Source organism: Shewanella sp. BJSY2023SW001 (genome assembly GCF_047314685.1).
Taxonomy (GTDB): domain Bacteria; phylum Pseudomonadota; class Gammaproteobacteria; order Enterobacterales; family Shewanellaceae; genus Shewanella; species Shewanella indica.
Map to the genome: position 1 here is coordinate 1 of NZ_JBKORF010000037.1, position 14,029 is coordinate 14,029.

The 14,029-nt window shown below is 53.6% G+C and carries 10 protein-coding genes and 2 rRNA genes; 3 read left to right on the forward strand and 9 right to left on the reverse strand.

Features of this window, described 5'->3' with window-relative positions; translation table 11 throughout:
• The 6 genes from ACMHXH_RS08960 to argC form a co-directional block, all read right to left on the reverse strand.
• On the reverse strand, positions 1-551 hold a 551-nt coding region (locus tag ACMHXH_RS08960; protein ID WP_413737953.1), incomplete at its 3' end, for an IS4 family transposase.
• A 112-nt stretch (positions 552-663) separates the two neighbouring features.
• Positions 664-2,031, reverse strand: a complete 1,368-nt coding sequence (argH, locus tag ACMHXH_RS08965; RefSeq protein ID WP_071475627.1) for an argininosuccinate lyase — start codon at positions 2,029-2,031, stop codon at positions 664-666.
• 65 nt (positions 2,032-2,096) lie between these two features.
• Positions 2,097-3,320 carry an argininosuccinate synthase gene (locus tag ACMHXH_RS08970; RefSeq protein WP_025889296.1) on the reverse strand — a complete coding sequence of 408 codons (1,224 nt, stop codon included), beginning with the start codon at positions 3,318-3,320 and terminating at the stop codon, positions 2,097-2,099.
• A gap of 34 nt (positions 3,321-3,354) precedes the next feature.
• A complete protein-coding gene (locus tag ACMHXH_RS08975; RefSeq protein ID WP_039036118.1) occupies positions 3,355-4,260 on the reverse strand; it encodes an ornithine carbamoyltransferase in 906 nt (301 codons plus the stop codon).
• An 11-nt stretch (positions 4,261-4,271) separates the two neighbouring features.
• Positions 4,272-5,054, reverse strand: a complete 783-nt coding sequence (gene argB / locus ACMHXH_RS08980; protein ID WP_025011587.1) for an acetylglutamate kinase — start codon at positions 5,052-5,054, stop codon at positions 4,272-4,274.
• 33 nt (positions 5,055-5,087) lie between these two features.
• Positions 5,088-6,068, reverse strand: coding sequence for an N-acetyl-gamma-glutamyl-phosphate reductase (argC, locus tag ACMHXH_RS08985; protein WP_039036117.1), 981 nt, complete (start codon positions 6,066-6,068; stop codon positions 5,088-5,090).
• A gap of 264 nt (positions 6,069-6,332) precedes the next feature.
• Between argC and argE the strand changes: the two genes are divergently transcribed.
• The 3 genes from argE (at position 6,333) to ACMHXH_RS09000 (ending at position 10,801) form a co-directional block, all read left to right on the forward strand.
• Positions 6,333-7,484 carry an acetylornithine deacetylase gene (gene argE, locus ACMHXH_RS08990; protein WP_071475626.1) on the forward strand — a complete coding sequence of 384 codons (1,152 nt, stop codon included), beginning with the start codon at positions 6,333-6,335 and terminating at the stop codon, positions 7,482-7,484.
• A gap of 144 nt (positions 7,485-7,628) precedes the next feature.
• Entirely contained in the window at positions 7,629-10,265 is a 2,637-nt protein-coding gene (gene ppc, locus ACMHXH_RS08995) for a phosphoenolpyruvate carboxylase (RefSeq protein WP_071475625.1), read from the forward strand.
• A 29-nt stretch (positions 10,266-10,294) separates the two neighbouring features.
• Positions 10,295-10,801 carry a DUF1439 domain-containing protein gene (locus ACMHXH_RS09000; protein WP_052248306.1) on the forward strand — a complete coding sequence of 169 codons (507 nt, stop codon included), beginning with the start codon at positions 10,295-10,297 and terminating at the stop codon, positions 10,799-10,801.
• 70 nt (positions 10,802-10,871) lie between these two features.
• Here the strand turns inward: ACMHXH_RS09000 and ACMHXH_RS09005 are convergent, their stop codons facing one another.
• The 3 genes from ACMHXH_RS09005 to ACMHXH_RS09015 form a co-directional block, all read right to left on the reverse strand.
• On the reverse strand, positions 10,872-12,146 hold the full coding sequence (locus ACMHXH_RS09005) for a CinA family nicotinamide mononucleotide deamidase-related protein (RefSeq protein WP_039036113.1): 1,275 nt from the start codon (positions 12,144-12,146) through the stop codon (positions 10,872-10,874).
• Positions 12,147-12,366: 220 nt separating this feature from the next.
• A 5S ribosomal RNA gene (gene rrf / locus ACMHXH_RS09010) occupies positions 12,367-12,482 on the reverse strand.
• Positions 12,483-12,662: 180 nt separating this feature from the next.
• Positions 12,663-14,029: ribosomal RNA gene (locus tag ACMHXH_RS09015) — 23S ribosomal RNA — on the reverse strand; the annotation flags it as partial.

Here is a 14,029-nt window from a genome sequence, read left to right on the forward strand (position 1 = left end):
CTGTTCAATACCAAGTGACTGCTTAACTCCATCATGCAAACCATGCGAATTTGAGGATAGGCAGCATCACCAGAAGCGTTGGCAGTTTTGGCAAAAGCCTGATTGTTTTGCTCACTATCAGGTGTTCGCCACACGACACCATCGACCCCATAGAGGTTGAGCCCACACCAATGCGGATGCTCAGCTCTCTCATGCCAGGTCTTGGCACTTCGCTTAAACACATCCTGAACAACGTCAGAGCCCAGCCGCTTGCGCGCTTGAGTGACAGCACTGCGCGCAACGTAATCCACCTCTTGAGGTAAGACGATATCAAGCTTATTGATGAGAGAGCGGACGGACTCGCCTCTGAATAGAGCCATACCAATCACCGCCCAAATCATGGCATCCATAGGTAACTTACGTCGCCTTAAACTGGCAACACCATGTGAATCAAGGCACGACTGAATTAACTCAGGCTCAAGCACATCGGCCAGACAGGTGAATTCGGTAAGACGATTGATATGAGTACGCGCCAAAGCTTCTGAAAGTTGCATAAAAAAATCCGATGACATGAGGTCATCGGATTTTGATCCTTTCAGTGAGATCGTCAAGCGATCTGTCTTAACTGATCGGCATTACGCCGATTGGCGCGTTTTTGTTTGGCTCGAATCCGAGGGGTAGCTTCTATTTGGCCTGCTTGGCTGTCAGCGCGGCCTTGACCTGTTCCACCGCGGTACCACCGAGAATATTGCGTTTCGCCAGGCAAGAATCGATACTCAGATGCGGATAAACATCCTCCGCTATGATGTCGGCATAGCCTTGCAAGACTTCAAGTGGCAAGGCTTCCAGTGGCTTACCCTCGGCAATAGCATGCAACACCACTTCACCCACAACGTGATGCGCCTGTCTAAAGGGCATACCTTTGCCCACCAGATAGTCCGCCAGCTCAGTGGCATTGGCGTATCCCTGTTGAGCTGCGGCCAACGCATTGTCACGGTTAACCTTGACACCTTCGAGCACCAGAGCCGCCATTTTCAAACACAGGCTCCAGCTGTCCATCACATCGAACAAGCCTTCCTTGTCTTCCTGCATATCCTTGTTGTAGGCGAGTGGCAGCGCCTTCATGGTGGTGAGGATCCCCATCAAGCTGCCGTATACCCTGCCCGCTTTACCGCGGATAAGCTCAAGCGCATCGGGGTTCTTCTTCTGCGGCATCAAGGAAGAGCCTGAGGTGACATTGTCGGCCAGTTCGATGAAGTTGGCTTCGCCGGAATTGAAGAAGATCATATCTTCGGCCATACGACTTAAGTGCATCATGCTGATAGAGGCATCGCTGCAGAGTTCGATCACATGGTCACGATCAGACACGCTGTCCAGGCTGTTGAGGGTGGCAGAGGCAAAGCCCAGGCTGGCCGCCAGCGCCTGACGGTCGATGGCATAAGCTGTACCCGCCAAGGCGCCACAACCCAGAGGGCAGGTGTTGAGGCGACTCAGTGCATCCTGCAAGCGGCTGATATCCCGCTCAAACATTTCCACATAAGCCAAAGCCCAATGGCCAAAGGTCACGGGTTGCGCCCGCTGCAGATGGGTATATCCCGGCATCACCGCATCCAACTCGCGCTCGGCCAAGGCCAGCAGCCCCTGTTTGACTTCAATCAACAGACTCAGCAGGTGTGCGCCTTCCTGTTTGCACCACAGCTTGAGATCGGTCGCCACCTGATCATTGCGCGAACGGCCGGTGTGCAGCTTCTTACCCAAGTCACCCACCTTGGCGATCAACTGTAACTCCACAAAACTGTGAATATCTTCGGCGCCGGAAGCGATGATCTGCTCCGGCGTATCTTTAACTTCTGCAAGCAACTCAGCCAGCGCCTGAGTCAACGCCTGGCATTCCTCCTGGGTTAACACGCCGGCCTGGGTTATCGCCTCGGCCCAGGCGACTGAGCCCTGGATATCCTGCTCCAGTAAACGGAAATCCACCGGCAGGGAATCGTTAAAGAGTTTGAAAAGTTCGCTGCTTTGGCCGCTGAATCTGCCACCCCATAAAGCCATGATAAGGTCCTCTTTCTCGGGCATAAAAACTAAGGGGCGCCAATGCGCCCCTGATATACTGACGCTTACTTACTGTTGAGCGCGCGGATACGGCTCGCCAGAGAGTAGAGGCGGATAAAGCCTTCGGCGTGTTTCTGATCGTAAACCGTGTCTTCACCGAAAGTGGCAAACGCCTCGGAATACAGGCTGTTGGGAGAACGTTTCTTCACGGCTACCGCCTGGCCCTTGAAGAGCTTGATCACCACTTCGCCGTTGATGTCCTGGGCCAGTGCCTCGGATGCCGCTAACAGCGAGTTGCACAGAGGCGTAAACCAACGGCCATCATAGACCAGATGTGCCATCTGAGCGGCCACCTGTTCCCGCCAGTTACGGCTGGTCTTGTCGAGCACCAACTCCTCTACCGCTCTCAGAGCAGCAAACATGACAGTGCCGCCCGGTGTTTCATAACAGCCACGGGACTTCATCCCCACCAGCCGGTTTTCAGTAATATCGATACGGCCAACACCGTGGGCGGCAGCAATCTGGTTCAGTTTCATCAGCGCCGCATAGGGGCTCAGGGCCTCACCGTTGACTTCAGTCACCCGGCAGTTTTCCACTTTCAGGCTGACATACTCAGGCTCATCTGGCGCATCCAGCGGATCGACTGTCATGGTCCACACCTCTTTGCTGGGCTCATTCCAGGGATCTTCCAGCTCCCCACCTTCGTGGGAGATATGCCAGGCGTTGGCATCGCGGCTATAGATCTTGGTGGCCGAAGCCGAGGTCTTGATGTTGCGCTCGGCCAGGTAAGCCAGCAGATCTTCACGGCTCTCCATGGTCCACTCACGCCAAGGAGCAATCACTTTCAGATCCGGCGCCAATGCGGCAAAACAACCTTCGAAACGCACCTGATCGTTACCCTTGCCGGTACAACCGTGACACAGGGCGTCGGCGCCGACCTTGCGGGCCACTTCCACCTGAGCCTTGGCGATAATGGGTCTGGCCATGGAGGTACCCAGCAGATAGGTTCCCTCATAAATGGCACCGGTCGCTATGGTGGGATAGATGTAGTCTTTAACAAACTCTTCTTTCAAATCAACAATATGACACTCACTGGCGCCGGAGGCCAACGCCTTTTCTGTCAAACCTTCAAGTTCGGCTTCCCCTTGTCCAACATCGGCACAAAAGGCGACGATCTCACAGTTGTTATAGTTCTCTTTCAGCCAGGGAATAATGGCCGAGGTATCCAGGCCGCCGGAGTAGGCCAGGACAACTTTTTTTACATCTGTGTTTTTCTGTGCAATAGACATCTTAATTTTCCTAGATTCAACTGGCCCTTGGCCATCAGCTCAAAAGTGTTACCAGAACGGCATTCTGCGCGTGCATGCGGTTTTCTGCCTGTTGCAGGATCAGAGAACCTTTGCCATCCATCACCTCATCTGTCACTTCTACCCCTCTGTGAGCGGGCAAACAATGCATAAAATACTTCACCTTATACTGATCCATCAGCGGCTGATTGATCTGATAAGGATTAAATTTCGCTTCAATATCAGAAAGTTCTGTTTGGTCGCCCATGGAAATCCAAGTATCAGTGTAGACGGCATCCTGACCTTCCAGGGCGGCGATGTCCGAAGTCAGTACCAGGCTGCCACCATTCTCGGCCGCCAGTTGCTGTACTTCATTAACAATCAGACCATCGGGGAAATGCCCTTCGGGGCAGATAACCGTCATGCTGGCACCCAAAATGGCAGCGCCTATCATCAGCGAGTGGGTCACGTTGTTGCCATCGCCCACATAGGCCAATTTCACCTTGCTCAAGTCACCGAGCTGCTCTGACAGGGTCAGAAAATCCGCCAGTGCCTGACAAGGGTGGTACAAGTCCGACAGCGCATTGATCACAGGCACAGTGCCAAACTCGGCCAGCCCTTCTATGGTCTTGTGGCTGAAAGTCCGTGCCACTATGGCGTCGGCCCAGCAGGAAAGGTTACCGGCGAAATCGGCAACAGATTCGCGCTTGCCCAAAGCACCATTTTGTTGATCCAGATAAAGACAGTGGCCACCCAGCTTGTGGATACCGATATCGAAACTGACCCTGGTACGCAGGGAAGGTTTTTCAAACAGCATCACTACGCTCTTGCCCGCAAGCGCGTGTCGGTAGTCTGCCGGATTGGCCTTGATCTTCTTGGCCAGATCCAACAACGCCAGCAACTGGGATTGGGTAAGTTCTTTAATGGTCAACAGGTGCTTCATACTGCCTTCTCCTATGGTTTTATTTGCGTACCCACGGCTTCGCCCTGAGCCAATGCAGCCAGTTGCGCCGCATCTCTCCAGGAAGCAACCTGTACCGGCTGCCCCATGAGTTCTGCGACTTCCAACGCCGCCTCTACTTTGACTTTCATGCCTTTCTCTATCACGCCCAGTTTCACCAGGTCGTCGATTTCGCTGCGATTAAGACTGGCGATCAACTGCCCCTTACCGTCCAATACTCCGGAAACATCGGAGAGCAGTACCAGCTTGCCCTGCACCAGCTTGGCCAGCACTGTGGCGGCCTGATCGGCATTGACGTTAAGCAGTTGCCCTTCGCTGGAGACTGCAATGGAGCTGACAATGGGCATCCACCCCTGAGACAGAACGAAATTGATATAGCTGCCGTCTTTGGGGGAAACTTCACCCACCAGCCCCAAGCGTTCATCTTTAATTACCGCATCGACCAAGTTGGCATCCGCCAGACTCATGCCAACGCTGGCGACACCGGCCTTGATGGCCGCCGCCTGCAGTATCTTGTTGGACATACCGGCCAGAGCGCCGGCGATGATCGGCATCTGCTCCGGCGGGGTGACCCGCAAGCCGTCGAGCTTCACCGTATCCATGCCATTGGCCTTGAGCTGTTCATCCACCAGATAACCGCCACCATGAACCAGAACCACCTTCTGTCCCTGGGCCAGCATTTTCGCCGCAGTATCCATCAGCCTGGCCATTCCCATCTCACACTGCATCAGTGCGCCGCCAACTTTCAGAACCAACACCTTGTCTTTCGTGCTCATAGTGACAACTCTCTCTAACCGTCCCGGGAATAATTAGTATTTAAAGTGAATCTTTATGCATTGAAGCGCCTGACTGGCAGCGCCTTTCATCAGGTTGTCTATGGCACTGGCCACCACCAGATAATGGTTCTGTTCATCAAACTTCCATCCCAGATGACAATTGCCCGTATGTACCACGTCATCCACCTTAGGGAATTGGTTCTGCTTTACGCTGACTATGCTCGAGCCATGGTAGATGCTGTAAGCCTCGGCAACGTCCTCTGCCTTGGTACCCGGCTTGAGCTGCAGCGTAATAGTGGCGAGAATGCCGCGTTTGAAGTTGCCAAGGTGCGGAGTAAAAATCACTTCCTGCCCCAGTTGGCTGGCGATTTCGGGCTGATGCCTGTGACCAAGCACACCGTAGGGCGTTAAACTCACTTCACAGAAACTGGTATGCAGCTGCGCCTTGCGTCCGGCTCCGGTCACACCGCTAACGGCATTGATAACGGGGAAGGCATCAGTCATCAGTGACTTGAGCGGCTTAAGTGCCAACAGGGATGCAGTGGGATAACAACCGGGAACCGCAATCATCTTGCTGTTGGCAATCGCCTCGGCATTCCACTCGGCCAGACCATAAACCGCCTGTGCCAATACTTCGGCTTGGTTATGCTCAAAGCCATACCACTTGGGATAATTGGCCGCGTCGCTGAAACGATAAGCACCGCTCAAATCAAATACCGCCAGCCCCTGGGCATAAAACCAGGCCGCCAATTCCAGGCTTACCGAATGTTCGGTCGCCAGCGCCACGGCGTCGGCCTGCGCCACTATCTGCTGTTTGGCCTCTGGCGTTAACGGCTGCAACACTGCAGAGATATGTTGATAAATAGGATAAAGCTCGGCCAGGCTTTTGCCCTTATCCAGACTATTTTCAGAGACATACAACCCTTGAATGCTTAACTCTGGCTCGGCTTGGATCAGGGCGGTTAACTGGGCACCTGTATATCCACTGGCCCCTATAATGGCGATATTTTTCATGGTTTCTAATTCTTAAAGCTAATCAAAAAAGGAAGGGCACAACGAAAGCCCGTGGCTCAACGCCTAATGACAAGTTTATCGTCGCAGGGAGTTATTGCAGTTTTGGGTCTGAATCAAGCTCAAGGTCGAACTCAACATACTTAGTCTCACTGAATTTAGTCACCATGAAAGATGACACTGGCTTTAGCTGTTTGCTAGACTAACACAGCAATTTATTTATGCAATATATATGAATAGTTATTTTTAATGTTTTGCAGGATAGTCATGAAAAAACTGCCGGAACTCACAGAAAGCTTCAGTGCGCTTATCGCCTCGCCCTCCATCAGTGCCCTGGAGCCCGAGCAAGATCAATCCAATGCTGCCGTTATCGACTTGCTGGCCAACTGGTTTAGCGATTTGGGGTTGGAGTGCCGCCGCCAGCCGGTGCCCGGCAGTCGCAACAAACATAACCTGCTGGCCAGCCTGGGTACTGGCCAAGGTGGCCTACTGCTGGCCGGGCACACAGACACAGTGCCGTTCGATGAAGGCCGTTGGCAGCATGATCCCTTTCGGCTAACCGAAAAAGATAATCTTTGGTATGGCTTGGGAACTTGTGACATGAAAGGTTTCTTTGCCTTGATATTGGAGGCCTTGAAACAACTGCCGCTGACACAAATGAAGCGGCCTCTTTATATTCTCGCCAGTGCCGATGAAGAAACCACAATGAATGGGGCCAAGGCCTTTGCCGCCAACGCTGCAATCAAGCCTGAATTTGCCATCATAGGCGAACCCACCAGCCTGCGGCCGGTTTATATGCATAAGGGGCACATGGCTCAAGGCATTCGGGTAACGGGCCGCAGCGGCCACTCGTCGGATCCGGCCAAGGGACTCAATGCCATAGAAGTGATGCATCTGATCATAGGCCGACTACTTAAACTCAAGCAGCATTTGAGTGAACACTATCGCGAAAACGCCTTCAGTGTGCCTTACCCAACCATGAACTTTGGCCATGTCCACGGCGGCGATGCCGCCAACCGTATCTGTGGCTGCTGTGATCTGCATCTGGATATCCGCCCACTTCCCGGGTTGGCTTTGACCGATCTGCAACTCATGCTGCAGCAGTATTTACAGCCGGTCTGCGAGCAATTCCCGGGGGCGGTTTCCATCAGCGAACTCTATCCCGGCTCAGAGCCCTTTGCCGATGATAGAGACTCTCCCTGGAGCCAACTGGTCGCCAGCCTGACGGGGCAGGCACCGCAAGTGGTGAACTATGCCACCGAGGCGCCTTATATTCGGCAACTGGGGTGCCACACTCTGGTATTGGGACCCGGCAGCATAGAGCAGGCTCATCAACCCGATGAATATTTGGATACGGCGCAGATCAAACCCACGATAAATTTGCTGAAACAGCTTATTTATCATGCCTGTATAAAATAATGATCCAGCCCACAGCCGCTGGAAACAACGCGAGGCAAATACCTCAGCGTATTGACCACAGGGCACAGTGCTGGTTATTGTGCTCTACTCAAGTCCGCCCGAAACGACGACTCTTTCTCACTATTCTTTGGAGCAATCAACACGATGGCAGATATGTATGCATCCTTAAGATCCAACGTCAGTATGCTTGGGCAGATCCTCGGCGACACCATGCGATCCGATCTGGGGGAGCCATTTCTCGATAAGGTGGAGCAGATCCGCCAACTGGCCAAGAGTTCCCGTCAGGGTGACGAAAGCGCCCGCCAGCAGATGTTGGAACTGCTGACGGCCTTGCCCGATGACGAACTGGTGCCGGTCACCAAAGCTTTTAACCAATTTCTCAACCTGGCGAATATCGCCGAGCAATTTCATACCATCAGCCGCAACTGTGATGAGCTGGTGTGTGTACCGGATCCCGTGGAGCAACTGCTCGGACGCATGCTCAACGGCCCCATAGATCAGAAGCAAATGCTGTCCTGTCTCAGGGAGATGAACATAGATCTGGTACTGACGGCACACCCGACCGAGATATCCCGCCGCACTCTGATCCAGAAGTACTCATCTGTGGTCGATTGTCTGACGGCACTGGAAAACGATCAGCTCAGCGAGCGCGAGTTTAAACAGATCAATCTGCGACTGCGGCAGCTAATTGCCCAGATTTGGCATACCAATGAGATCCGCCGCGAACGCCCAACGCCGGTGGATGAAGCCCGCTGGGGTTTGGCGACTATCGAAACCTCACTGTGGCAGGCGATTCCCGACTTTTTACGCCAGCTCAACGACCAGGTAGAAGAACGCACCGGCAGCCAACTACCGATTGATATCGCTCCGGTGCGATTCTCCAGCTGGATGGGGGGCGACCGTGACGGCAACCCCTTTGTTACCGCCAAGGTCACTCAGGAAGTATTGGATCGTAACCGCCATGCCGCCGCCAGACTCTATCTCAAAGATATCGTCTCTCTGGTTGGCGAATTGTCCATGGAAGAAGCCAACGAGGAGCTGAGCCAGTATACCAACGGCAGCTGCGAACCTTATCGTGACGTGCTCAGAGATCTGCGCCAAAAGCTGCGCAACACCATAGACTATCTCAATGCCCGCCTCGAAGGTCATCAGCCCGAGGTCGACAACCATAGCATCATCTGGCATCAGGACGACCTGAAAAAACCACTGCTGATGCTGTATCAAAGCTTGTGTGATTGCGGCATGAGCCTGATAGCCAACGGCTTGCTGCTGGATATGCTGCGCCGCTTGGCCTGCTTCGGCATTCATATGCTGAGGTTGGATATCCGCCAAGATGCAGAGCGCCACGCCAATGCCATTGCCGAGCTTACCCGCTACCTGGGCATGGGTGACTTCAACCATTGGGATGAGACAGAAAAGCAGGCCTTCCTGCTCAGAGAACTGGCCAATCGTAGACCCTTGATCCCGGTAAACTGGCAGCCATCAGACGAGGTGGCCGAGGTACTGGCAACCTGCCGCTTGATAGCCACTCAGCCTCAACAAGCACTGGGCTCCTATGTGATATCCATGGCCAGCCAACCATCCGACGTGTTGGCGGTACTCTTGCTGCTCAAGGAAACCGGCTGCCGCTATCCCATGCGGGTAGTGCCGCTGTTTGAGACCCTGGACGACCTCAATAATGCCGCCGATTGCATCTCAGCCCTGCTCGATATCGATTGGTATCTGGGTTACACCAAAGGCATGCAGGAAGTAATGATTGGTTATTCGGATTCGGCCAAGGATGCCGGAGTCATGGCCGCGGCCTGGGCACAATACCGGGCGCAGGAACAACTGGTTGCTGTGTGTAAGAAGGCCGGCGTCAAACTGACTCTGTTCCACGGCCGTGGCGGTACTATCGGTCGTGGCGGCGGCCCTGCTCACCAGGCGATTCTGTCACAGCCTCCGGGCTCAGTTGACGGACGGATCCGGGTGACAGAGCAGGGAGAGATGATCCGCTTCAAATTCGGCCTCCCCAAGTTGGCGGTGCAGTCACTGGCGCTTTACACCTCGGCGGTGATGGAGGCCACTTTGCTTCCGCCTCCCGAGCCCAAACAGGAGTGGCGGCAATGCATGCAGCGACTGGCCGATGAATCTGTACTGGCCTACCGCAGCATCGTCAGGGAAGAAGCTGACTTTGTTGCCTATTTCAGAGCCGCAACGCCTGAAGTAGAGCTGGGTAAACTGCCACTCGGCAGCCGACCGGCCAAACGCCGGGTGGATGGCGGTATCGAAAGCCTGCGCGCCATTCCCTGGATATTCGCCTGGTCACAGAACCGTTTGATGCTGCCGGCCTGGCTCGGTGCCGGTGAGGCTCTTGAAGCCGCGGCCAAGCGAGGAGAACTCTCTTTGCTACAGGAGATGGAACGCCAGTGGCCCTTCTTCAACACCCGTATCTCCATGCTGGAAATGGTGTATGCCAAGGCAGAACCCAACCTCGCCCGCTATTACGACACCTGCCTGGTGCCTAAAGAACTGCGTCACTTGGGTGAGGCCCTCAGGGAGAGACTACAACAGGGGATCCAGGCAGTACTCGAACTGACCCGCTCTGACAGCCTGATGTCGCATACTCCTTGGAACCGGGAGTCGGTGCGGCTTCGCAACCCCTATATCGACCCGCTCAACTTCCTGCAGGCCGAGCTGTTGGCCCGAAGTCGCAAGGAACAGGAAACCTCGGAACAATTGCAACTGGCGCTGATGCTGACCATAGCCGGTGTCGCGGCGGGCATGAGGAATACAGGGTGAGGCTGCACCTAATACTGTCTCTGTGGTTGATGCTGATGTTGGGCGGCTGTGTCAGCCAATACAGCATCAGCGAAGGACAGCTGGAATCCTATCTGAATAAAGAGCTGCAACTGGATATGCAAGACACCCAGGGGCCACTGGCAACAGAGATCCAGTTGAATAGGGTAACTGTCAAATTGGGGCACAAGCCGGATACCATGGCGGTGAAAGCCACCTCTGAGCTGATACTCAGAACGCCGCTGTTTCCCTTGCGTGCCAGCCTGACAACAGAGTTTGAGGCCAAGCCTTGGTATGACAACCAAACCCATGGCGTCTATCTTCGTGGTCTGGAATTGACCTCTGTCGAGTCCAATCCCAAGGATATTCAGCGGGCTTTACAGGGTATTGCCCCGCAGTTGATGGGCTTTATCCGCAACTTCCTCGAAAGTCAGCCGGTTTATGTTCTGGACACCCAGGACAGCAACCAAGCGAGACTGGCCGATATGACCAAGAGCCTTCAGGTTAAACCAGGCAAGCTGGTACTAGAGTTTAAATAATCGATATTCAGCGCACAAAAAATACGCAGCCTTGGCTGCGTATTTTTATTTAACCTATTGCTGCCTTTGACTATTTGGCAAATCGACCAATAGATGAGTAGTCAACAATAACCGCCTCGCCCAACAACTCGCGGCGCAGCATGTCATAGGCTACTGCGCTGCTGAGACTGCGAACCAGTTCTCGAGAACGTCTTGGCAGCTGAATCATCTGGCTGTAACAACCGCCTTTGGTCGCCAAGGCTATAGCGACCGTACCGACAGGCTTCTCCTCCGTGCCGCCGTCAGGACCGGCAATACCACTGGTGGCCAGAGCATAGTCGCTATCCAGTATCGCCCTGGCCCCCATCGCCATCTCCTCAACGGTGGCAATCGACACAGCGCCATGGTCATCCAGTGTTGAAGGTTGAACCCCAAGAATCCGCACCTTGCTTTCATTGCTGTAGGTCACCAACCCCTGATGCAAATAGGAAGAACTGCCAGGGAAAGCCACCAATTGGCTGGTCAACATACCTCCGGTACAGGACTCGGCCAGACTAAGACTTAGACCTGAATTCAACAACCTGTGATGGATCTCTTCCGCCAGTGTCGCGCGATTTTCGGCAACAACCGCAGTGCCCAAAACCTGTCGCACATGATTGGTGACTCGGGGCAACAGAGCAATGGCCTTATCACCGCGGGCAAACAACTTGATCTCTATATGTGGCATAGAGGAGCGATAACCTATGGTGATCCCTGCTGGCAACTCCAATGCTTCCAGCTTATCGGCCAGCGTCGATTCGCCATGGCCCAGGGTCAACAGCTTGTTCAATGCGACTTTTGCATCCAGGCCGAACTCCTGTTTGATAAAGGGCAGAAACTGCTCCTCAACCATATGTTTCAGCTCAAATGGCACCCCGGGAGTGAAATAGAGCCAGGCACGATTGAGTTTGACTCTAAAGCCACAGGCCGTGCCAACCGGATTATCCACCATGACGGCAGACTCAGGCAGCAAAGCCTGTTTCAGATTACTCGCCGGCATCTCTCTGTTGTTACGGCTGAACCAGGCCTCCATCTTGGCACGCCATTCGGCGTTCTCAACCAGAGGCTCACCCTTGGCTTTAGCCATGGCTTCAGCCGAGAGATCATCGCTGGTTGGTCCCAAACCACCATTAACCAGAATGATATCGGCATGGAGACTACGCTCCTGAAACACAGCAATCAGATCTTCGAGTCTATCCCCCACTGTGACCCTGCGCTGCACCTCAACCCCATGCTCCATCATCACATTGGCAAACCAGGCGGCATTGGTATCTATTATCTGACCGGACAATACTTCCTCTCCGGTACAAATCATCTCTAACTTCATTCAAAGATCCCTTTGGCAAAAACTGCATATAAGTTAAGTAACAGCAGGATGAATAGCAAGCACAGCTTGATAGATGGCTGTAGCGCGAAGCAGCTTGGCTGCGAGCTGAGGGGCACACACTGCGCCAGCAGCTTTGGGCTGCATGTTAAGTCGTGCTCGCTGGAAGCGAGACAAACAAAAAAGCCCTAGCATTCAGCTAGGGCTTTTTTGTTTGTTAGGCGTCTGGCGATGACCTACTCTCACATGGGGAGACCCCACACTACCATCGGCGCGATTGCGTTTCACTTCTGAGTTCGGGATGGGATCAGGTGGGACCACAATGCTATTGTCACCAGACATATTCTTACTGGTTAATTCTCCGTCTGACGGTATTGCTCCAGCTTTATCAGCCAAACAATCACCTGCGTCATTAACCTTTGTTCTTCAATTCAGAAAGCTGTGCTCTTTTCAGAGCTTGAGTTCAAACTTCAATCAAGTATCTAACTTCTTCAAGTCCGTAAAACCCATCTGGGTTGTATGGTTAAGCCTCTCGAGTCATTAGTACAGGTTAGCTCAACGCCTCGCAACGCTTACACACCCTGCCTATCAACGTCCTGGTCTCGAACGGCTCTTCAGAGGTCTCTAGGACCTAGGGATGACTCATCTTGGGGCTCGCTTCCCGCTTAGATGCTTTCAGCGGTTATCGATTCCGAACGTAGCTACCGGGCAATGCCATTGGCATGACAACCCGAACACCAGCGGTTCGTCCACTCCGGTCCTCTCGTACTAGGAGCAGCTCCCCTCAATCATCCAACGCCCACGGCAGATAGGGACCGAACTGTCTCACGACGTTCTGAACCCAGCTCGCGTACCACTTTAAATGGCGAACAGCCATACCCTTGGGACCGACTTCAGCCCCAGGATGTGATGAGCCGACATCGAGGTGCCAAACACCGCCGTCGATATGAACTCTTGGGCGGTATCAGCCTGTTATCCCCGGAGTACCTTTTATCCGTTGAGCGATGGCCCTTCCATTCAGAACCACCGGATCACTATGACCTGCTTTCGCATCTGCTCGACGTGTCTGTCTCGCAGTTAAGCTGGCTTATGCCATTGCACTAACCGTACGATGTCCGACCGTACTTAGCCAACCTTCGTGCTCCTCCGTTACTCTTTGGGAGGAGACCGCCCCAGTCAAACTACCCACCAGGCACTGTCCCTAATCCCGATAAGGGACCAAGGTTAGAACATCAACACTACAAGGGTGGTATTTCAAGGTTGACTCCACAAGAACTGGCGTTCTCGCTTCAAAGTCTCCCACCTATCCTACACATGTAGGGTCAATGTTCAGTGCCAAGCTATAGTAAAGGTTCACGGGGTCTTTCCGTCTAGCCGCGGGTATACGGCATCTTCACCGCAATTTCAACTTCACTGAGTCTCGGCTGGAGACAGCGTGGCCATCATTACGCCATTCGTGCAGGTCGGAACTTACCCGACAAGGAATTTCGCTACCTTAGGACCGTTATAGTTACGGCCGCCGTTTACCGGGGCTTCGATCATGAGCTTCTCCGAAGATAACCCAATCAATTAACCTTCCGGCACCGGGCAGGCGTCACACCGTATACGTCATCTTGCGATTTTGCACAGTGCTGTGTTTTTGATAAACAGTTGCAGCCACCTGGTATCTGCGACTGCCAGCAGCTTACGACGCGAGGTCTTCACCGCCGGCAGCGTACCTTCTCCCGAAGTTACGGTACCATTTTGCCTAGTTCCTTCAGCCGAGTTCTCTCAAGCGCCTTGGTATTCTCTACCCGACCACCTGTGTCGGTTTGGGGTACGATTTCTACTAACCTGAAGCTTAGAAGATTTTCCTGGAAGCATGGCATCAACCACTTCATCCCCTT